This window comes from Streptomyces sp. SudanB182_2057 (assembly GCF_964272715.1).
Taxonomy (GTDB): domain Bacteria; phylum Actinomycetota; class Actinomycetes; order Streptomycetales; family Streptomycetaceae; genus Streptomyces; species Streptomyces rubradiris.
In genome coordinates this window covers 1,951,148-1,972,511 of record NZ_OZ186798.1, presented here as the reverse complement: position 1 = coordinate 1,972,511, position 21,364 = coordinate 1,951,148, and the positions used below count along the sequence as shown (strand labels likewise).

At 72.3% G+C, this 21,364-nt stretch carries 15 protein-coding genes; 3 read left to right on the top strand and 12 right to left on the bottom strand.

From position 1 onward, the window contains the following. Positions 1-42: 42 nt before the first annotated feature. Positions 43-2,862: an ATP-binding protein gene (locus ACSURM_RS08295; RefSeq protein WP_436954322.1), complete on the bottom strand. Its 2,820-nt coding sequence runs from the start codon at positions 2,860-2,862 to the stop codon at positions 43-45. A gap of 90 nt (positions 2,863-2,952) precedes the next feature. Continuing rightward, positions 2,953-3,744: a helix-turn-helix transcriptional regulator gene (locus ACSURM_RS08290; protein ID WP_436954321.1), complete on the bottom strand. Its 792-nt coding sequence runs from the start codon at positions 3,742-3,744 to the stop codon at positions 2,953-2,955. A 113-nt stretch (positions 3,745-3,857) separates the two neighbouring features. Between ACSURM_RS08290 and ACSURM_RS08285 the strand changes: the two genes are divergently transcribed. Further along, on the top strand, positions 3,858-5,528 hold the full coding sequence (locus tag ACSURM_RS08285; RefSeq protein WP_436954320.1) for an AMP-binding protein: 1,671 nt from the start codon (positions 3,858-3,860) through the stop codon (positions 5,526-5,528). A gap of 179 nt (positions 5,529-5,707) precedes the next feature. Here ACSURM_RS08285 and ACSURM_RS08280 read toward each other — a convergent pair whose 3' ends face one another. The 7 genes from ACSURM_RS08280 to ACSURM_RS08250 form a co-directional block, all read right to left on the bottom strand. Continuing rightward, entirely contained in the window at positions 5,708-6,670 is a 963-nt protein-coding gene (locus tag ACSURM_RS08280; RefSeq protein ID WP_436954319.1) for a quinone oxidoreductase family protein, read from the bottom strand. Positions 6,671-6,707: 37 nt separating this feature from the next. Beyond that, entirely contained in the window at positions 6,708-8,852 is a 2,145-nt protein-coding gene (locus tag ACSURM_RS08275; protein ID WP_436954318.1) for a malate synthase G, read from the bottom strand. After that, positions 8,839-9,384, bottom strand: a complete 546-nt coding sequence (locus ACSURM_RS08270; protein ID WP_436954317.1) for a hypothetical protein — start codon at positions 9,382-9,384, stop codon at positions 8,839-8,841. The genes ACSURM_RS08275 and ACSURM_RS08270 overlap by 14 nt, the downstream gene beginning before the upstream one ends. Next, positions 9,378-10,472: an alpha-hydroxy acid oxidase gene (locus ACSURM_RS08265; RefSeq protein ID WP_436954316.1), complete on the bottom strand. Its 1,095-nt coding sequence runs from the start codon at positions 10,470-10,472 to the stop codon at positions 9,378-9,380. Before ACSURM_RS08265 ends, ACSURM_RS08270 begins: the two co-directional genes overlap by 7 nt. Positions 10,473-10,513: 41 nt before the next feature. Beyond that, positions 10,514-11,590 (bottom strand): 4-hydroxyphenylpyruvate dioxygenase, encoded by a 1,077-nt coding sequence (gene hppD / locus ACSURM_RS08260; RefSeq protein ID WP_436954315.1) that lies wholly within the window; start codon positions 11,588-11,590, stop codon positions 10,514-10,516. Positions 11,591-12,054: 464 nt separating this feature from the next. After that, positions 12,055-13,245: an MFS transporter gene (locus tag ACSURM_RS08255; RefSeq protein ID WP_436954314.1), complete on the bottom strand. Its 1,191-nt coding sequence runs from the start codon at positions 13,243-13,245 to the stop codon at positions 12,055-12,057. Beyond that, positions 13,242-14,309 carry a Glu/Leu/Phe/Val dehydrogenase dimerization domain-containing protein gene (locus ACSURM_RS08250; protein WP_436954312.1) on the bottom strand — a complete coding sequence of 356 codons (1,068 nt, stop codon included), beginning with the start codon at positions 14,307-14,309 and terminating at the stop codon, positions 13,242-13,244. Before ACSURM_RS08250 ends, ACSURM_RS08255 begins: the two co-directional genes overlap by 4 nt. 263 nt (positions 14,310-14,572) lie before the next feature. Between ACSURM_RS08250 and ACSURM_RS08245 the strand changes: the two genes are divergently transcribed. Together ACSURM_RS08245 and gcl are read left to right on the top strand one after the other, a co-directional pair. Continuing rightward, positions 14,573-15,742 carry a PucR family transcriptional regulator gene (locus ACSURM_RS08245; protein WP_436954311.1) on the top strand — a complete coding sequence of 390 codons (1,170 nt, stop codon included), beginning with the start codon at positions 14,573-14,575 and terminating at the stop codon, positions 15,740-15,742. Positions 15,743-15,982: 240 nt separating this feature from the next. Further along, positions 15,983-17,770, top strand: a complete 1,788-nt coding sequence (gcl, locus tag ACSURM_RS08240; RefSeq protein WP_436954310.1) for a glyoxylate carboligase — start codon at positions 15,983-15,985, stop codon at positions 17,768-17,770. 420 nt (positions 17,771-18,190) lie between these two features. Here gcl and ACSURM_RS08235 read toward each other — a convergent pair whose 3' ends face one another. From ACSURM_RS08235 to ACSURM_RS08225, 3 genes are all read right to left on the bottom strand, one after another. Then, positions 18,191-18,424: a hypothetical protein gene (locus tag ACSURM_RS08235; RefSeq protein ID WP_030777988.1), complete on the bottom strand. Its 234-nt coding sequence runs from the start codon at positions 18,422-18,424 to the stop codon at positions 18,191-18,193. Positions 18,425-18,817: 393 nt separating this feature from the next. Continuing rightward, positions 18,818-20,281 carry a catalase gene (locus ACSURM_RS08230; protein WP_436954309.1) on the bottom strand — a complete coding sequence of 488 codons (1,464 nt, stop codon included), beginning with the start codon at positions 20,279-20,281 and terminating at the stop codon, positions 18,818-18,820. Positions 20,282-20,452: 171 nt separating this feature from the next. Beyond that, positions 20,453-21,343 (bottom strand): 2-hydroxy-3-oxopropionate reductase, encoded by an 891-nt coding sequence (locus tag ACSURM_RS08225; RefSeq protein WP_436954308.1) that lies wholly within the window; start codon positions 21,341-21,343, stop codon positions 20,453-20,455. Between the last annotated feature and the right edge of the window lie 21 nt (positions 21,344-21,364).

Sequence of the window (21,364 nt, the reverse complement as noted above, 5' to 3'; positions counted from 1 at the left end):
GAGGGAAAACCCTCGGTCCGGTTCAGTTAACTAGGGCCTCGCTCAGCGCGCCCGTCGAGCCGCCGCCAATCGGACGATGTCGACCCGCGACCGGATCCCGAGTTTGCGGTACACCCGGGTCAGGGTCGCCTCCACCGTCTTCACGCTGATGAACAGCCGGGCCGCGATCTCCCGGTTGGTGGCCCCCTCCATGACCAGCGCGGCGACCTGACGCTCCATCGCGGCCAGCACCTCCAGCGCGGCCGGTGCCTCCGCCCGGCCCGGCACCGGTTCCGGCTCGGGGGCGGCGAGCGCGTCCTCCACCTGGCGCAGCCAGGGCAGCGCCCGGCAGCGCCGGAACAGCCGGGCGGCCTCGTCGAAGGCCGCCGCGCCGGGGCCCCGGCCGCGCAGCCGGGCCAGCGCGAACGCGGCCCGCGCCTCCTCCAGGCCGTAGCCGAGCTTGCCGAGCCGGTCCTGAGCGGATGTCAGCTGGGCGACGGCGGCCTCCCGGTCGCCCCGGGCGGCACGCACCAGCGCCTCGGACCGGTCCAGCACGGCGAGCACGCTCTCCCGGCCGAGCCGGAGCGCGTGCTCCCGGCTCCCGTCGATGACGTCCTGCGCCTCGGCCACCTCACCGGTACGGACCAGCGCCTCGGCCAGGTCCCCCTGCCAGCGGCCCCGGGCCGGGTCGGTGATGCCGAGCCCCAGCTCCAGGCTGCGCACCCGGCGCAGCGAGCGCACCGTGCCCGCCGGGTCCCCGGCCACCAGCTGGGCGTACCCGAGGGCGCCCAGCGCCCGGGAGAGGTACATCTGGTCGCCGTCCTCCTCGGCGTGCCGCACCGCCTCCCGGGCGAGCGCCAGCGCCCGGTCGACGTCGCCGCCGGAGGCCTCGGCGAGCGAGGTGAGCATCGCCGAGGCGGTCTCGCCGATGCCCGAGTCCCGGGCCAGCCGCAGGCTGTCGCGGGCCAGGTCCAGGGCGCGCCCGCAGTGCCCGGCGCGCAGCTCGGTCTCGGCGAGGCCGCGCAGGAAGTGCACCTCGCTCTCCACCGAGCCGCGCCGGCGCACCTCGCGCAGCAGCGCGGTGACGGTGGTGCGGGCCTCGGCCAGCTGGTCGCCCATCACCAGCCAGCGGAACCGGGCGCTGCCCGCGCCGTTGTGATGGCAGGCCACCCGGGGGTCCTGGGGCTCCCGCAGGGCCCGTTTGATGGTGCGGGGTGCCTCCGGATGGCCCATCAGGGTCTCGGTCTGCGCCTGGAAGGCGAGGGCGAGCAGTTCGGTGCGCCGGTCCTGGCCGCGCGCGGCCAGCTCGGCGGCGTGCGCGGCGGCCTGCCGGGCCTCGGTGAAGTCGCCCTCCACGATCAGCGCCCGCCAGGCCAGCTGGTAGTGCACCAGGGCCAGCAGCCGGGGGTCGTCCCCGGCGTCGGCGAGGGCCTGCGGGAAGACGGCGTCGACCTCGGCCATGGTGTGGCCGGCGGTGTCGATGACGATGATCCAGGCCCGTACCCGGTCGGCGGGCACACTCGCCCGGGTGAGCACCTCCCGGGCGATGTCCCGGGCCAGGTCGACCTCCCCGGCGGTGATCGCGTCCTCGGCGGCGGCGAGCCGGCGCTCCTCCGGGCCCGGGCTGCCGTCGGCGGGGGTGTGCCGGGCGGCGAGCAGCCCGAGCTGGGCGGCGACCGAGGGCGCCCCGCGGTCCCGGGCGAGGGCGGCGGCCTCGGCGAGCCGGGCGGCCACCTCCGGGTCCGTGCCGGTGGTGGCCAGGGCCAGGTGCCGGGCCCGCTCTATCGGGTCGGAGGCGGCGGTGGACAGCGCCGCGTGCGCCGCCCGCCGCTCGTGCGCGGGCGCCTCCGCGTACAGCGCGGCGGAGATCAGCGGGTGCGCGAACCGTACGGCGGGGGCGTCGGGCTCGGTGGCCAGCAGCCCGAGTTCGGCGGCCTGGGCGCACTCGGCCTCGGCGTTCTCCCGGCCGGCCGCGCGCAGCAGCGCCGGGGTGGGGCGGGCGCCGGCGCTGGCCACCAGCAGGGTGCGGCGGGCCTCCACCGAGAGCATGTCCAGGCGGCTGAGCACCAGGGCGCGCAGCGAGGTCGGCACGGGCAGCGGCTCGCCGGGCCGGGGCGGGGTGGGACTGTCGGCGAGGGCGCGGCCGAGTTCCAGGGCGAACAGCGGGTTGCCGCCGCTGGTGCGGTGGATCTCGCGGACGGTGGAGCGGGGCAGGCAGCCGTGGCCGCGGTGGTCGAGCAACTGGGCGACCTGGGCGCGGGTGAGCGGGCCGAGCCGGACGGCGAGGGTGCCCGGCGGGCAGGCGCGCAGCTGACGGTCGTACTCCTGGCTCTCCTGGCCCTGCGTGCGTACCGCGCACAGCAGTTGCACGGGGGTGCCCTCCAGGCGCCGGGCGGCGAAGCCGAGGAGTTCGGCGCTGGCCGGGTCCAGCCATTGCAGGTCGTCGGCGACGACCAGCACCGGACCGTCGGCGGCGAGCGCGCGCAGCGCGGAGAGCACCGCCAGGCGCAGCGCGAGGCCGTCGCGCTGGAGGCTGGACTCGCCGCGGCCGGTGAGCGCCGACTCCAGGGCGGTGCGCTGGGCGGCGGGCAGCCGGGGGGAGACCTCGTCCAGGACCAGGCCGAGCAGATCGGCGAGGGCGAGGAACGGCAGATGGGATTCGGACTCCGTCGCCGAGCACCGCAAGACCGTGCGCGCGGTGGCGCCGTATTCCTCGGCCAATGCCCGCAGGGCGGTGGATTTCCCTATTCCGGCGGGGCCGTGGAGCAGCACACTGCCCCCCGAGGCGAGTTGCCCGCGGGCGCCGGCGAACAGCTCCTCGCGGCCGATGACCAGGTCGGGGCGGCACCTGGCAGACTCCTGGAAGTCCCGTCGCACGGTCACCGCTCCCCTCCTGTGTCGTGTCCGGGCCAAATTCTAGGCAACGATCCCTGAAATTCGGACGGAAGCCGTGGTGAGGGAAATAACAAACGGTCAAGCAGGGGGAAATTCAAAGCGGCGCCGGATGAATGGGCAGGTTTCCCAACTGTCTTCGGGCCGTGGCAGCCCTCGCGCCCCCCGGGCCGCGCTCACCGCCTCCCCTCGTGTGCGGGCGCCCGGACGCCGCATCGCCGGACGCGGATGCCTCTCGACCGACTCGGGGCCGGTGCCCGGCCGTTCGGCCACCGCCGCACCGGTGGCTCCCGCCGTCTCCCAGGACAGCACGTCCGGTTCGCGTGGCGCCAGGGTCACGCCCCCGGCTCGTGGCGGCGTGGCCGGCGGCCCGCCCCCGGCGAGCGGTTCGGCCCGCGGCCCCGGCCCGGCGCCCTGGGCTTGCCTCGCCGGGCGGCGGGTGCCGGTCCTGCTGGACAACGCCGAGGACGCGGCCCAGGTACGGCCGCTGCTGCCCGGCACCGAGGTGTGGAGCACCCCGCCGTGGAGCACCCCGCGCACCCGGCGCCGCGTCACCACCGGTACCGCGAGCACCGCGTGGATGCGCTCGGCGGCGGCCGGGGCGTCGTACGCGTGGCTGATCCGCCGCGACCGCGCGCGGTCCGGCACCGCGTACGGCCGGGCCGGTGCCCCCGTCCTGCCGTACGGCGCGGGGCCGGAGACCGCCGCGAGCGGGCGCGGCGGTGCCGTGGGCGGGCCGCTCGGGGCGCTGACGCGGAGGTGCGGCCGGCCGGACGCCGACAGGCCGGCGAAGGCGGCGGGCAGCCCCGGGACGCGCCGTGGCCGGGCCGGCGCGCCGCGTTTCTCCGCCGCCGCCACGGCCTCTGCTGCCACCTTGACGCTCCTTCGGTGCGGTCCACCCCGTTCGGGGGTAGTGAGACCCGCATCACGGATTAGACGATGCCGGGGAGCCGCCCGGCAATGGTCCGGTACCGAGGAGGACGTGGATGACGGCGACCGAGACGTTCCGCGAAGCCAGGGATTTCCTGCTGGCGCACCGCGAGGACTACGCCACCGCTTACGAGGGCTTCCGCTGGCCCCGGCCCGGACACTTCAACTGGGCACTGGACTGGTTCGACGTCATCGCCGAGGGCAACGACCGCACGGCGCTGCACATCGTGGAGGAGGACGGCACCGAGACCCGGCTGTCCTTCGCCGAGCTGTCCGCGCGCTCCAACCGGGTGGCCCGGTGGCTGCGCGAGCGCGGGGTCGCCCCCGAGGACCGGATCCTCGTGATGCTCGGCAACCAGGCCGAGCTGTGGGAGACCGCGCTGGCCGCGATGAAGCTGCGCGCGGTCGTCATCCCGGCCACCCCGCTGCTCGGCCCCGCCGATCTGCGCGACCGGGTGGACCGGGGCCGGGTCCGGCACGCCATCGTCCGGGCGGAGGACACCGCCAAGTTCGACGACGTGCCCGGCGGCTACACCCGGATCAGCGTCGGCGGCCTGCCCGAGGAGGGCTGGGAGCCGTACGAGGACGCCTACGCGGCCCCCGCCGACTTCGTCCCGGACGGCCCGACCCTGGCCGACGACCCGCTGATGCTCTACTTCACCTCGGGCACGACCGCCCGCCCCAAACTGGTCGAGCACACCCACACCTCGTACCCCGTCGGCCATCTGTCCACCATGTACTGGATCGGGCTCAAGCCCGGCGACGTCCACCTGAACATCTCCTCGCCCGGCTGGGCCAAGCACGCCTGGTCCAGCCTGTTCGCCCCGTGGAACGCGGAGGCGACCGTCTTCGTCGTCAACTACACCCGCTTCGACGCGACCCGGCTGATGGCCGAGATGGACCGCGTCGGCGTCACCACCTTCTGCGCCCCGCCGACGGTGTGGCGGATGCTCATCCAGGCCGACCTCACCCGGCTGGCGCACCCGCCGCGCGAGGCCGTGGCCGCCGGCGAACCGCTCAACCCCGAGGTCATCGAACAGGTCCGGCGCGCCTGGGGGGTGACCATCCGGGACGGCTTCGGCCAGACCGAGACCGCCGTGCAGGTCGCCAACACCCCCGGTCAGCCGCTGAAGACCGGTTCCATGGGCCGGCCGAGCCCCGGCTTCCGGGTGCTCCTGCTGGACCCGGTCTCCGGCGCGCCCGGTGTCACCGAGGGGGAGATCGCCCTCGACCTGGCCGAGCGCCCGGCCGGACTGATGACCGGCTACCACGGCGACCCGGACCGCACGGCCGAGGCCATGGCGGGCGGCTACTACCGCACCGGGGACATCGCGACCCGGGACGAGGAGGGCTACCTCACCTACATCGGGCGCAGCGACGACGTGTTCAAGTCCTCCGACTACAAGGTGAGTCCGTTCGAGCTGGAGAGCGCGCTGCTGGAGCACGAGGCGGTGGCCGAGGCCGCCGTGGTGCCCGCCCCGGACGAGCTGCGGCTCGCCGTGCCCAAGGCGTACGTGGTGCTCGCCGAGGGCTGGGAGCCCGGGCCCGGCACCGCGAAGGCCCTCTTCGAGCACTCCCGTGAGGTGCTCGCCCCCTACAAGCGCGTCCGCCGGCTGGAGTTCGGCACCCTGCCCAAGACCGTCTCCGGCAAGATCCGCCGGATCGAGCTGCGCGAGGCCACGGCCGAGGGCTCGGCCGACGAGTACCGCGAGGAGGACTTCCGGTGACCGCGCGGGCCCCGCGCACGGCGGCGCCGGTCACCTCACCGGCGGGGTGCGCGGCGAGGTGACCCCGGGGGCGGTGAGCGGGGCCCGCACGGCCGGCCCCGTGCCCGCCCGCCCGCGCGGCACGCCCGGACGGCCCGGCCCGTCGCGCGGGCGCCGGGGCCGAGCCGTCCGGGCGATCGTCACCCCGGCAGCAGCACGAGCGAACCGGTCGTGGCGCGGGACTCGATCGCCCGATGGGCCCGCGCCGCGTCGGACAAGGCGTAGGTGCCGCCGAACCGTACGCGCAGGATGTTCCCGGACAGCGCGCCGAAGACCTCCTTCGCGCGCCACAGCACCTCGGCGCGGGTACGGACGAAGTGCGGCAGCACCGGCCGGGTCACCAGCAGCGACCCCGATTCGGCCAGGCGCTGCAGATCGAACGGGGGCACGCGGCCGCTCGCCGATCCGAACAACGCGAGGGTGCCCCGCGGCCGGAGCGAGGCGAGGCTCGCCTCGAAGGTGGCCGCGCCGACACCGTCGTAGACCGCGCAGACGCCTTCGCCGCCCGTCAGTTCCCGCACCTGCCCGGCGAGATCGGCACCGTACCGCAGCACGTGCCAGGCCCCGGCCTCCCGGGCGAGCTTCTCCTTCTCGTCGGTGGACACGGTGGTGATCACCTTTGCACCGCGCGCCGTGGCCCACTGCACCAGGAGCTGGCCCATGCCGCCGGCACCCGCGTGGATCAGGACCGGCTCCTCGGGTGCCGGCCGGTACACCGACTCCAGGAGGTAGTGCGCGGTCATTCCCTGCAACAGCGCGCCCCCGGCGACCCGCCAGTCGATCCCGTCGGGCACCGGCACGCACTGGCCGGCCGGCACGGACACGAGTTCGGCGTAGCTTCCCTTGCCGTACGCCCAGGCCACGCGGTCCCCGACGGCGACCTCGGCCCCCTCGCCCACCGCCACGACCTCGCCCGCTCCTTCGAGACCCGGAACGGGGAGTTCGGCGGGGTACTCCCCTCTGCGCACGTACACGTCGCGGTAGTTCACGCCGATCGCTCTGGTCCGCACCAGCACCTCGCCCGGCCCGGGGACCGGGTCCGGCATCCGCTGGTAGCGGAGGGCGTCCGGGCCGCCGGGCTCGGTCACCACTATCGCGTGCACGAGGTCTCCCTTGCTCGCTCTCGTCGGTCCGGCCGCATCACGCGGTCCGGGCCTTGTGCTCGCGGCGGAAGCGGTACAGCACCGGTTCCGTGTAGCCGTTCGGCGCGGTCGCGCCCCGCGTGATCAGTTCACGGGCCGCCTGCCACGGCAGGGAGGTGTCCCCCGCGGGCAGCAGTGGCCGGTGACCGGGTTCGCCGCGCAGCCGCTCGTCGAGGACCGCCGCCGCCCGGCGCAGACCGTCGTCCACGTCTCGCGCGGTGATCACGTCGTGGCGCAGCCAGTTCGCCAGCAACTGGGACGACATCCGCGCCGTGGCGCGGTCCTCGAGGACGACGACACCGTCGAAGGCGGGCATCGGGGAACTGGCGACGGCCCGCTCGATCCAGCGCGCCGCGTAGCCGAGGACGGTGTAGCAGTGGGCGTCCAGCTCCGTCCGGAGATCGGTGACGTTCTCGGCGACCGGCGGACGCAGCAGCTCGTCGAGGGTATGGCGCGGTCCGGCCGCCGCGATCTCGCGCTGCACCCCGGCGATGTCCACCTGGTGGTAGTGCACGGCGTGCAGCGTCGCGGCGACCGCGGTCGGCACCCAGGTCATCCCCGCGCCCAGCGCGAGCTGGGCGCTCTTGGACTCGAACAGGTCGCGCATCCGGTCGGGCGTGGGCCACATGCCCAGCCCGATCAGCGCCCGGCCTGGGAGGCCGTGGGCCAGGCAGGTGTCGACGTGCCACCGCTCGTAGGCCCGCTGCCAGGACTGGGTCCTCATGTCGGCCTTGCGCACCACGGGCCCGGCCGCCATCGACGTGCTGATCTCGTCGCCGGTCCGGTCGAGCAGGCCGTTGTTGGTGGAGACGACCCGGTGCCGGACCGCCTCCAGGCACGCCGCCAGGTTGACGGTGGTGCGCCGCTCCTCGTCCAGCAGCCCGAGTTTCACCGTGTGCTCCGGCAGTCCGAGCAACCGCTCGACACGGCCGAACAACTCGTCGACGAAGGCGAACTCGTCCGGCCCGTGCAGTTTCGGCACCGCCAGATACACCGCGCCGGCCCGGGAGTTGACGCGGGAGGTGTCGCCCCGCAGATCGTGCAGCGCCGCGAGGGTGGCGAGCACGGCGTCGACGATGACCTCGGGCACCTCGGCGCCCTCGGGGCCGAGGATCGCGTCCGTGGTCATCAGCGGCCCGACGATCCGGGCGAACAGCAGGGCCCGCCCGGGGAGCGACATCGGGCCGCCGTCCGGGGCGGTGTACCCGCGATCGGGGTTCATGCCCTCGCTGCCGTGCCGCGCGGTGTAACCGCCCCGCATCAGACGCAGCCAGGCGCGGTGGACCTCGATCTTGTCCGCGACGTCCACGGCGGCGACACAGTCCTCGAAGTCCATGATCGTGGTGATCCCGGATTCGAGGACCACGTCCTGGACACCGGCCGCGTCGAGGCGGCCGAACTCGCCGTCCCGGTCGAACCCGATCTCCACGTGCAGGTGGTGATGCTCGATCAGCACGGCCGACGGCCGGGCGGCTTCACCGCGGAATCCGGCCAGCCGCGCCGTGGCGGCCAGTGTGCCGGACGAGCCGTCGGAGAACGCCACGCGCAGCGCTCCGTCCACCACGTGATAGCCCGTCGCGTCCGCGTGCGAGCCCTGGTCGAGCGGCGCCATCACGTCGAGGAGGCCGCGCGCGAAGGCGATGACCGCCTTCCGGCGTCCGGCGGCGTCGCCCGGGGGGACCACGTCGGTGTCGTACAGGGCGCGGTACAGCGACCCCCACCGGGCGTTGACCCCTTCGAGCGCGAAGTCCTCGTCGACCACCGGCACCAGCAGCTGCGGACCGGCGATCCGGGTGATCTCCGCGTCCGTGCCGGCGGTGTCCACGGTGAAGGGCGCCGGAGGCGGGGCCAGGTAGCCGATCTCCGTCAGGTACCGGCGGTACGCGTCCGCGTCGAAGTCCTCGCCGCGGTGCTCGGTGTGCCAGGCGTCCACGCGGTCCCGCAGCTCGCGGCGGCGGGCCAGCAACGCGCGATCACGCGGCGCGAGGTCGGCGATCAGCCGCTCGAACTCCGCCCAGAACTCCCCGGCGGCCACGCCTGTGCCGGGGAGGGCCTCCAGTTCCACGAAATCCCGGAACGCGCGCGCGACCCGCAGGGACCCGATCCGGACCCACGCGTCCGCCGCGACGTCAGCGATGCTCATACAGGCACCACACCATCGACGCCTCCAATTTCTTCAGGATCTTCAGGTTCTCGATGGACTCGACCACGTCCACCGAACCGATGCAGGCATCGACCACCTGCTCGCTCACCAGCCGTGCGGCCTCCGGTTTGGCCCGCACCGTCGAGATCACCACGTCGGCCGGCATGTACTCGCGCACGAACTGCAGGGTGGCCGGGTGCGCCGCCGCCGTGCGGATGTCGGCGAGCGCGCCGGAGAAGTCCGCATGGACCGCGACGCACATGGGCTTGGTCGGCGACTCCCAGACCCCGACCATCGTCATCGATCTCAGCTTGCTGAAGTGGAGGTCGACCCAGGAGTCGACCACCGCTCCGTCGCGCATGTCCAGGTAGCCGGCGGCGACCAGCGCCTTGCCGCCGTGTGTCTCGCAGTTGTCGATGGCGGCGCGGAAGGAGGGGAAGAGCTCGATGTTCCCGCCCCCGATGCGGACGGCCTCCGCGTGCGCGTCCGTCCCCGACGGACCGAGCGTCTTGATGACGTCCTGCTTCACCATGATGCAGTCCCCGTACTGCTGGAAGCGTGTGAGTCGTAGGTGGTCAGGTGGGCGGCCTCGCCGACGGTGCGGCAGCCGGACAGGGCGAGATCCGTCTCCAGTTCCTCGCGCAGCAGCGACAGCACGGCCTCGACGCCCGACTCGCCGCCGACGGCGAGCCCGTAGAGGACCGGCCGCCCCAGCAGGACGCCGTCGGCGCCGCGGGCCAGGGCCTTGAGGACGTCCGTGCCCGAGCGGATGCCGCCGTCCACGAGCAGTTCCATCGTGTCCCCGACCGCGTCCCGGATCTCCGGCAGCACCGTGAGCGCGGGCACGGCTCCGTCGAGCTGACGCCCGCCGTGATTGGAGACCACCAGCGCGTCCACGCCCGAGTGGGCCGCCCTGAGCGCGTCCTCGCGCGTCAGGATGCCTTTCAACACGAGCGGCAGCCGGGTGCGCTCCCGCAGCCATTCGATGTCGCTCCACGCCAACGAGGGATCGAACATCTCAGTGGTGTGCGTGGCGACGGCCGAGCCCTGGGCCGAGGTCCGTTGCGCTCCGGTCGCGGCCTCGCCGCGGAAGTGGGCGGCGTAGACGTCGGGCGGCAGCGCGAAGCCGTTGCGGTGGTCCTTGAGGCGGCGGCCCAGCCGGGGCACGTCGACGGTGAGCATGAGCGCCCGGCAGCCCGCGGCTTCGGCCCGGCCCACCAGTTCCGCCGTGGCACCCCGGTCCCGCAGCCAGTACAGCTGGAACCACAGGTCGGCGCCCGACTCGGCGATGCGCTCCACCGTCGTCCCGCCGAGCATCGCCGCGGTGAACGGCACGCCCGCCGTCTTCGCCGCGCGCGCGGTGGCGGCCTCGCCGTGCGGATGGACCAGCCCGTGGTAGGCCATCGGCGCGATGGCCACCGGCAGGCTCGCTTCGGTGCCGACCAGGCGGGCCGAGGTCGACACGTGCGACACGTCCCGCAGCATCCGCGGCGCCACGTACAGGTGGTCGAAGGCGCGCCGGTTCGCCGCCATGCTCAGTTCGGCACCGCTGCCGCCGGAGACGAAATCCCAAGCGGCGGGCGGTATCACGGCGCGGGCCGCGTCGGCGAAATCGGCCACGGAATGGGGCGGACTCGGTTGCCCGGCCCCCACCACCTCCGTCACCGTTCCTCCCGCTGGTCCCGTTCCGCCTTCCTGGCCTCGAACAACGCCTTGACGTTGCCCTTGCCGAAGGTCTCGGCGCCGAACCGCTCGATCACCTCGAAGAAGAAGGTCTTCCGCGGATGCGTGGAGTACGTGAAGATCTGGAACAGCTCGCCGCCGTGGTCCCGGTCGGCGAGAATACCCAGTCCGCGGAGTTCTTCGACCTTGTGGCGCGCCACATCGCCGAGGCGGCCGGGCAGTTGGTCGTAGTAGGCGCCGGGAGTGTCGAGGAATGTGACCCCGCGCCCGCGCAGCTTCCGGACGGCCGTCACGATGTCCGGGCAGCCGAACGCGATGTGCTCGATGCCGGGCCCGGCGTTCTTCTGCACGAACTCCGCGATGAAGTCCATGGCCTGCCCCGGCTTCGCGGCGGACTCCACGATGGTGAACGTGATGTCGCCCGCGGCATTGCGCACGACCTTGGAATCCATGCCCTGGCCGCCGACCATGGTCCGGTCCTCGAAGATCACCGAGAAACCCAGGACGGATTCGTAGAATTTCACCGCGTCGCTGAGGTCGCCGGCGCCGACGAGGTAGGCGAAGTGGTCGAGCACGTCGAACTCCACGGCCGCCTGCGGCGCGAAGTCCTGTGCCGGGACGATGCCCGGCGGCAGCTGTCCGGGTTCGGCGTCGTCCGGGCGTTCGACCAAGCCGTGCTGGACGTCGCCGAACGCGCCGAAGCCGGCGACCAGCACACCGGCGCGCTCGACCGGCTGGAGCACGGCTTCGGCGCCGTTGGCCACGGCCTCCTCGAAGGCCGCGCGGACCGACGGCGTGCGCAGCCATATGCTGGCCACGCCGTCACCACGGGTGCGGACCCACGTGGCCGCCGGGGAACTCTCGGTCAGCCCCTGGGTGAGCAGGAGGACGATGCCTCCTTGCGTCAACGCGATCGAGCGGTGGGACCGGATGCTCGCGCTGGACGTTCCCGCTATCTGGAAGGCGTATTTGGACACGAGATCCTTGGCGGTCGCGTCGGCGTCTTCGACATAGAACTCGACGTGATCCAGCCGAGCATCACGCAACACATGCATGGCAGCTCTCCAAACGCTTTGAAGTGACCGAAATCAGACGGGGGGCGTGGAAGAAGAGAGCCCCCAGAACGCTCTGACCTGCGGCTGACACACTCCATTGGCAAGTGCGGCTCGCTCGGCTCGAACTTACAGTCCCCTCGGGCGGCTCGGCAACGGCCGCATTCGACGGCACGGCGAAAGGTGAAGATTAAATTTATGTTTCCGGTCGCACCCGCCGCGCGCTGAACAGGCAATACTGAAACGCCGATTGCAATTCTTGCGAATCTGGCGCTCGGCATCCTGTGGATTCCACGAACTTTTCCACCGTCCGCCATGGCGACGCGAAATGCCTGAAAGAGGATCGAGCCTCTTTTGTCCTTAATAGTCGCATATTGAGGGGGTGTGAAGGGCGGCGACCTCATACCCTGCGCACATAACAGAACCCCTTGTCCGCAGAACGGACAAGAGGTTCGGTCAGAAAGTCGTCACCGCGGGAGCGGCGCGGGCGCCACGCGGTCCGGCGAGTCGGCCGTTTCGGGGACGGTCCGCCGTACGGAGAGCAGCGACGCGCACGCGATCAGCGCGGACAGGGCCGGTACGGCCACGGGTCCCCCCGTCGACAGGGCCAGCCCGCCGACGGCGCCGCCCACCGCGACGCCCAGGAACTGCACGGAGAAGTGCAGGCCCAGAGCCTGGGACCGCTGCGCGGGTGCCAGGGCGGCGATCCGGGTCTGCTGGGCGACTCCGCCGCAGCACCAGAAGGCACCCAGGCAGAACAGCACCGGGAACGCGACGATCTCCGCGACGGCACGGGGATGCGCGGCGGTGCCGACGGCGATGGTCGCGAGGAGCAGCGCCATCAGCGAGAGCGCCACGCGCAGCACCCGCGCCACGGGCACCTTGACCAGGATCCTGCCGATCGCGCGCCCGGCCAGGAACGCGCCCGCACCGAAGACGATCATCAGCGCCGCGACACCCCGGCTTCCCATCCCGGTCGCCCGCTCGACGATCGGCGCGAGGTACGTGTAGGTGCAGTACGCGGCGAGGAAGACCCCGAAGGTGGTCAGCAGGCTCCACCGGACGGCCGGGCTGCGCAGCAGTTCGGCCCGGCCGGTGCCGGCCGGCGCCACCGGCACCGCCGGCAGCAGGACGGCCAGCATCAGCGCGGTGATCAGCGCAAGGACCGTGACGAACAGGAACGTACCGCGCCAGCCGAACAGCCCGCCGATCAAGGTGCCGATCGGCGCGCCCAGGGTCAGCGCCAGCGCGTTGCCGGTGGCGGTGACTGCGATCGCCTTGGGCATGTCCTGCGGACGGCTCAGCGCGGCCGCCGCCGCGGCCGCCGGCGCGACCAGCAGGGCCGCGCTGCCCGCGGCCAGCACGCGCGCCAGGGCGAGCACGGCGTAGTTGGGCGCACCCGCCGCGAGGGCGTTGCTGAGCGCGAAGGCCAGCAGGGCCGCGATGAGCACCGACTTGGGCGGCACCTTCCGGAACGCGCCGATCAGCGGCGGCCCGGCCAGGGCGTAGACCAGCGCGAAGACCGTGACCAGCTGGCCGCACACCGATACGGACACGTGCATGGAGTGCGCGACCGCCGGCAGCACGCCGGCGATGACGTAGCCCTCGGTGCCGACGGTGAAGGTGGCCAGCGCCAGCACGTAGACCCGGGGGTTCACGCCGGCCCCGGCGCGGTGGGAACCGGCGCGGCCAGCCGCCGGCGGGCGAGGTCGTCGGCGGCCCGCGCCGTGGTGATCCTCATGCGCGCGGCCGTCTCGAACAGTCCGGTCAGGGTGTCGGCGATCGACTCGATGCGCCGGACCGCCTTCTCCGGTTCGTCGCCGAGGACTTCGCGCGAGACCGCGTTGACGACACCGCCGGCGTTGGCGATGTAGTCGGGGGCCCAGAGGATGTCGTGTTCCCGCAGCGACTCGGCCACGCCGGGTTCGGCAAGCTGGTTGTTGGCCGCGCCCGCGACCGCGCGGCAGCGCAGCCGCGTCACCAGGTCCCGGGTCAGCAGGCCGCCGAGCGCGGCGGGGACGAGTACGTCCACCTCGGCGGTGGCCGCCGCGCCGGGGTCGGTGAACACCGCGCCCAGTTCCGCGCCGAGCGAGCGCTTCGCCGGGTCGACATCGCTCAGGGTCAGCTCGGCCCCCGCCGCCGCCAGCTGCCGGGCGATCTGCTCCCCGACGTGTCCCAGACCGATCACCGCGAAGCTGCGGCCCGCCAACTCCGGCGAGCCGAACAGCGCCTGGCAGGTCGAGCGCAGCGCGGCGACGACGCCCAGGGCCGTGAACGGCGAGGGGTCACCGCTCCCGCCGGCGGCCTCCGGCCGGCAGAACACGTGCTCGGTCCGTTCCCCGATGACCGCCATGTCGGCCGGTCCGGTGCCCGCGTCGGGACCGGTCACGTAGGCGCCGCCGTGCTCCGCCACGATGTCGCCGACATCGCGCAGCGCCGCGCGGCGTTCGTCCGCGGTGATGCCCCGCCCGGCCGGAAGGACCACGACCGTCTTGCCGCCGCCGTTCGGCAGTCCGGCGGCGGCGCACTTGCGCGTCATGCCCTCCGACAGGCGCAGCGCGTCGCGCAGGCCGTCCTCCCAGCTGTCGTACGCCCACATCCGGCAGCCGCCGACCGCGCGGCCGAGAGCGGTGGAGTGCACGGCGACGACGATCGGCAGCCCGCTTCGCCGCCCGCGTCGCACCACGACCGATTCATGACCGAACTCCATCGGAGTCTCCACACGTCCTCCAGTGCGCCCAGGTGTTTCCGACGCGGCGCTGGGGACCGGGCCCCGCGGCGTCCCCTCCAGCCTGCCGAGGACGGGTCCGCGGGACCAGAAACGAATCTGAGAACTTCCAGCCGTTGTCTTTGCGGAGTCCACAAAGAAGCAGCGTGTGCGTTCTTGATCGCTTATCGTCGAATGCGTGGTCGCAGCGAAGCTGCCCCGCACGCGCGAGAAGGATCACTACGGAATCCACATCGGAAGGGGCCATGGTGGAGCCCGTGACCGAGGGGACCGGGGCGCAGGCCGACACCGCCGCGGCGTGGCAGCCCGTCGCCGAACTGTGCGCCTCACTCGCCGCGGAACTGCCCACGGTGATCCCGAAGATCGTCGACCGCATACGGCTCGAGATACCGAGCTACCGGATCGTGGACCGCGAGCAGCAGGAACGTGACGTCACCCGCCACTACCAGGGACTGCTGACCGGGGTGGCCGCACGCCGCGCGCCCACCCGGGAGGAGATCGAGGCCGCGCACGCGCTCGGCGCCGAACGCGCCGCCACCGGTCTGCCGCTGCACGCTCTCGTCGAGGCCTACCACGTCGGCTACCGCGAGATGTGGAACGTGCTGCTCGCCCGCGCCCAGTCGCACGACCCCCGGGCCGTCGCGCAGCTCGTCTCGATCGTCGGGATGGTCTGGACGTGGGTGCAGCATTCCAGCAGCGCGGCCGCCGAGGCGTACGGCGCCGCCGTCCGGGCCGCCGACGCCACGCTGCTGCGGCTGACCCACCAGTTCCTCGACGGCCTGGTCACCGCCGCGCCCGCGGGCGTCGACCTGGAGCAACTGGCCGCCGCCCTCACCTTCGACCCGGCCGGCGAGTTCCAGGCGCTGTGCTCACCGGCCGAGGACTGGCCCGACGAGCGCATGATGGAGCTGCGGCACCACCGGTGGCCGGGCACGCTGCGCTGCGCGACGCGCGGCAACCTCATGATCACCCTGGTCCAGGACATCGCGCCGCGGGCCGTGGTCGACGCGGCCCGGCGGCAGAACCCCGAGGTGAGCTTCGGCATCGGCCTGCCGCGGACCGGGCTCCCCGGCGCCGCGATGAGCATGGCGGACGCGAGGGCGGCGCTGCCCCTGGCGGATCCGGGCCAGGTGAAGTACTTCGCCGACCACTGGCTGCTCGCCACCCTGGCGCCCACCGCGCAACGCTTCGCGGTGCTGCTGGAGCCGTGCCGCGAGGTCGCGCGACACCACCCCGACCTGGCGGAGACGGTGCGCGGGTTCGCCGAGAACGGCTTCTCGCTCTCCGCGACCGCCCGCGTCCTGCACGTGCACCCGAACACCGTGAAGTACCGCTTGCAGCGCTGGCAGCAGCTCACTGGCTGGGACGTACGCACCTGGCAGGGGCTGTCGTCCACCCTCATCGCGCTCGGCCTGCCGGCCCTCTGAGCCGCTCCGCCCGCCGCGCCCTCCGCCGGGGCCGCCCGTGCCGCACGGGCGGCCCTTTCGTGCTTTCCGGGGGCTGGACCGCTCTTGACGACCTTCGTCCACCCGCTTACATTGCTTCCAGATAGTAGAAGTTACATTCCGCGATACGGAAAAGTTCGCGGAGATTGACAATCGGGAGACTGTGCTCACCGCGGGGCGCGACGGGAGTACGCATCCGAGAGGCCGAAGCAGGAGTACTCGATGGCTCGTATGACCGCTGCCCGCGCGGCAGTTGAGATCCTCAAGCGCGAGGGCGTCACCGACGCCTTCGGTGTGCCGGGCGCGGCGATCAACCCGTTCTACAAGGCCCTCAAGGAGGGCGGCGGCATCAACCACACCCTCGCCCGCCACGTCGAGGGCGCCTCGCACATGGCCGAGGGCTACACCCGTACCAAGCCGGGCAACATCGGCGTGTGCATCGGCACCTCCGGACCGGCCGGCACCGACATGATCACCGGCCTGTACTCCGCCATCGGCGACTCCATCCCGATCCTGTGCATCACGGGCCAGGCGCCGACCAACGTCATCCACAAGGAGGACTTCCAGGCCGTCGACATCGCCTCGATCGCCAAGCCGGTCACCAAGATGGCGGTGACCGTCCTGGAGGCCGCGCAGGTCCCCGGCGTCTTCCAGCAGGCCTTCCACCTGATGCGCTCCGGCCGTCCCGGCCCGGTCCTGATCGACCTGCCGATCGACGTCCAGCTCACCGAGATCGAGTTCGACCCGGAGACCTACGAGCCGCTGCCGGTCTACAAGCCGACCGCCAGCCGCGCCCAGATCGAGAAGGCCATCACCTTTCTTCTGGAGTCGGAGCGCCCGGTCATCGTGGCCGGCGGCGGCATCATCGGCGCCGACGCCTCCGACCTCCTGGTGGAGTTCGCCGAGCTGACCCAGACCCCGGTCATCCCCACCCTGATGGGCTGGGGCACGCTGCCCGACGACCACGAGCTGAACGCCGGCATGGTCGGCGTGCAGACCTCGCACCGCTACGGCAACGCCAACTTCCTGGAGTCCGACTTCGTCCTCGGCATCGGCAACCGCTGGGCCAACCGCCACACCGGCTACAAGCTCGACGTGTACCGCCAGGGCCGCAAGTTCGTCCACGTCGACATCGAGCCCACCCAGATCGGCAAGATCTTCCCGCCGGACTACGGCGTCGTCTCCGACGCCAAGGCCGCCCTGGAGCTGTTCGTCGAGGTGGCCAAGGAACTGAAGGCGGCCGGCAAGCTGCCCGACCGCGGCGCCTGGGTGGCCTCCACCCAGGAGCGCAAGGCCACCCTGCTGCGCCGTACGCACTTCGACAACGTGCCGATGAAGCCGCAGCGCGTGTACGAGGAGATGAACAAGGCCTTCGGACCGGACACCCGGTACGTCACCACCATCGGCCTGTCCCAGATCGCCGGCGCGCAGATGCTGCACGTCTACAAGCCGCGCCACTGGATCAACTGCGGCCAGGCCGGTCCGCTCGGCTGGACCATCCCGGCCGCGATCGGCGTCGCCAAGGCCGACCCGGACTCCCCGGTCGTCGCGCTCTCCGGCGACTACGACTTCCAGTTCCTGATCGAGGAGCTGGCCGTCGCCGCCCAGCACAAGATCCCCTACGTGCACGTCCTGGTGAACAACGCCTACCTGGGCCTGATCCGTCAGGCGCAGATCGGCCTGGACATCAACTTCCAGGTCAACCTGGAGTTCGAGAACATCAACACTCCGGAGCTCGGCGTCTACGGCGTGGACCACGTCAAGGTCGCCGAGGGGCTCGGCTGCAAGGCCATCCGGGTCACCGAGCCGGACCAGCTGGGCGCCGCGTTCGAGCAGGCCAAGAAGCTCGCCGCGGAGTACCAGGTGCCGGTCGTCGTGGAGGCGATCCTGGAGCGGATCACCAACATCTCGATGAGCCGCACCATGGACATCAGCGACATCTCCGAGTTCGAGGACCTGGCCACCGAGCCCGGCCACGCGCCGACCTCGATCAAGACGCTGAAGGTCTGACCGGACGACAGATCCGGCACAAGCCAGGGGCGGCCCGCCCGGGGGGACGGGCCGCCCCTTCGCCATGCCCTCGGCCGAGTCCGCCGCCGCGCCGTGTAGTGCCGTGCCGTGACAGTCGGCCGACGGTGTCCCGTACGCGTCGTAGATGTACCGGCGGGCGGCCCGGACCGCGGCCGGGGAGGGCCCGGCGTGCCACGGACCGAGCGGGTTTCGCGGCGGAGCCGGCGGGGGCCGCCTTCTCCGGCCGGTGTCGTACGGCCGTGAGGCCCCCATACGGGGCCCGCCACCCCCGTGCCGGCGGGCCCCGTGTGTCGGTAGCCTGCCCGCCGCATCCGGTGGTTGAAGCGCCCATCCACCCTGTTCAGAGCTTGATTTGAGGATTGCGTAGGCGGGCTACGACCCCTGCCGCAGAAGGTGCCGTCAGATGTCGTACTCGCCCAGTCCGGGCCAGTCGTCGGGGCCGCCGCCCTGCCATTCGATCAGGTCGCTCTCCTCCACCTCGATCCGGTCCAGGTCGGCCAGCCGCAGGATCTCCACGACGTCGTCCAGGTGCGAGGCGATCCCCAGCGTCACGTCCCCCTCGGTGACCCGCCGGGAGCCGTCCAGGGCGGGGGAGTGGACCACGATGTGCGGGTGCTGTGTCGGGTTGCCCATGCCTTCAGCGTGCTGCGGATACCGGGGACGCGCACGCCGGGAACCCGGTCGCGGACAGCACGAAGCGCTCCCTCCGGACCGGAGGGAGCGCTGGGCGCACCGTATGGTGGCCGTCCGACGGCGCGAGGCTGGGCGCGACAGGTCGTTCGCGCCGCCGGACGGGGCTTGGGTGGGGCTGGGACCGCGGTGGCCACGACGGAGGCGGACGTCCCTTCCCTCTGGTCGAGAAGGGGGCCCGGGTCTCCTTCACCACCGCACTGGCTCGCAGGCCACCGCGGTCCTCGCCCTGCCCGCCGCACCGGGTGATCACCCCTCATCCGGATCACCTGGGGCGGCGGGGCTTTCGCGTCCGGGGCACGACCTCCCCGTCGGGCCCGGACGCGGTCTTGGGAATCAGTCCTCGCGCAGGGCGCGGACCGCTTCCTCCACGCGCTTGCCGTACTCGGGGTCGGCGGCGTGGAAGTGGGCCAGGTTCTTCTCGATCACGTCGTCGCGGGAGACCTGCGAGAGGCCGCCGGCGATGTTCGCGACGAGACGGGACTTCTCCTCCTCCGACATCAGCCGGTACAGCTCGCCGGCCTGGAAGAAGTCGTCGTCCTTGGTGTGCGCCGGGGCGATGTGGTTGCCGGTGTACCCGGCCACCGCCAGCGGGGCGGACAGCGGGCGGCCGGTCTCCACCGGGCCGTCGTAGGAGTTCGGCTCGTAGTTCTTGGCGTTACGGCCCTGGCCGTTGACCGCCATGAAGCCGTCGCGGCCGTAGTTCTGGGCACCGCCCGGGACCGCCTTCGGGGCGTTCACCGCGAGCAGGGTGTGGTTGACGCCGAGGCGGTAGCGGTGGGCGTCGGCGTAGGCGAACAGCCGGCCCTGGAGCATCTTGTCCGGGGACGGGCCGATGCCGGGCACGAAGTTGTTCGGGGAGAACGCGGCCTGCTCGACCTCGGCGAACACGTTGTCCGGGTTGCGGTCGAGGACCAGGCGGCCCACGCGCTGGAGCGGGTAGTCCTTGTGCGGCCACACCTTGGTCAGGTCGAACGGGTTGAAGCGGTAGTCCGCCGCCTCGGCCGCCGGCATGATCTGGACGTACAGCGTCCAGGACGGGTGCACGCCGCGCTCGATCGCCTGGAGCAGGTCGGTCTGGTGCGAGTTGGGGTCCTTGCCCGCCAGCTCCTGCGCCTGCTCGGTGGACAGGCAGCGGATGCCCTGGTTCGTCTTGAAGTGGTACTTGACGAAGAAGGCCTCGCCCTTGGCGTTCGTCCACTGGTAGGTGTGCGAGCCGTAGCCGTTCATGTGGCGGTACGACGCCGGGATGCCGCGGTCGCCCATGAGCCAGGTCACCTGGTGCGTGGCCTCGGGGGCGTGCGCCCAGAAGTCCCAGACGTTGTCGGGCTCCTGCTTGCCGGTGAACGGGTCGCGCTTCTGCGAGTGGATGAAGTCGGGGAACTTCAGCGGGTCCTTGATGAAGAACACCGGGGTGTTGTTGCCGACGAGGTCGTAGTTGCCCTCTTCGGTGTAGAACTTCACCGCGAAGCCGCGGGGGTCGCGGACCGCGTCGGCGCCGCCGAGGTTGTCGGCGACCGTGGAGAAGCGCAGGAAGACCTCGGTACGCTTGCCGATCTCGCCGAGGAAGTCGGCGTGGGTGTAGCCGGTGACGTCGTCGGTCACCTCGAAGTGGCCGTACGCGCCGGAGCCGCGGGCGTGCACGACACGCTCCGGGATCCGCTCGCGGTTGAAGCGCGCGAGCTTCTCCAGGAGGTGCTGGTCCTGGATCAGGAGCGGGCCGCCGACGCCGGCGGAGGCGGAATTCTGGTTGTCGGCGACCGGTGCGCCGGACTCTGTCGTGAGCACGCGCTTCGACATCGTGGACCTTCCGTGCGGGTGTCAGCGGAAAACTGTTTCCGCTTTGTGGAGCCTAGAAGTGGGGCGATCTGAGCGTCAACACTTTGTTGAAGCCGATTCCGGACCGCGGCGCCGCCTGGGCGCGACAGGACAGGTGTCAGCGGCGCCGCGGTCCGGAAGTGCGAGGGGTCGTCAGACCTGGGCGCCGGAGAGGCGCTCGACGGCCCGCAGCAGGGCCGAGTGGTCCAGGCCGCCGTCGCCCTGGGCGCGCAGGCTCGCGACGAGCTGGGCGACCACGGCGCCGACCGGCAGGGCCGCCCCGACGTTGCGGGCGGCGTCGGTGACGATGCCCATGTCCTTGTGGTGCAGGTCGATGCGGAAGCCGGGCTTGAAGTCGCGGTTGAGGAAGTTGTCCTTCTTCCGCGTCAGCACGGTGGAGCCGGCCAGGCCGCCGTTGAGGACGTCCAGGGCGGCCTTGAGGTCCACGCCCGACTTCTCCAGGAAGACCACGGCCTCGGCGCACGCCTGGATGTTCACGGCGACGATCAGCTGGTTGGCGGCCTTCACCGTCTGTCCCGAGCCGTGCGGACCGCACAGCACGATGGTCTTGCCGAGCGCCTCGAGGATCGGCTTGGCCTGGTCGAAGTCGGCCTGCTCGCCGCCGACCATGATGGACAGCACCGCTTCGATGGCGCCGGCCTCACCGCCGGACACCGGGGCGTCCAGTACCCGGATGCCCTTGTCCTTGGCCGCCTTGGCCAGGTCCACCGAGGTCTGCGGGGTGATCGAGGACATGTCGATCAGCAGGGCGCCGGACTTGGCGTTCTCCAGGATGCCGTCCGGGCCGTAGGCGATGGCCTCGACCTGCGGGGAGGCGGGCACCATGGTGATGACCACGTCGGCGTCGCGCACGGCCTCGGCGATGGAGCCGGCCGCGGTGCCGCCGGCGGCGGCCAGGCGGTCCAGCTTCTCCTTCTCCAGGGTGTAACCGGTGACCTGGTAGCCCGCCTTGACCAGGTTCTCGGACATGGGGGAGCCCATGATGCCGAGGCCGATCCAGGCGATCTTGGGAAGGTTGCTCATGATTCGGGGGTGCCTCTCTTG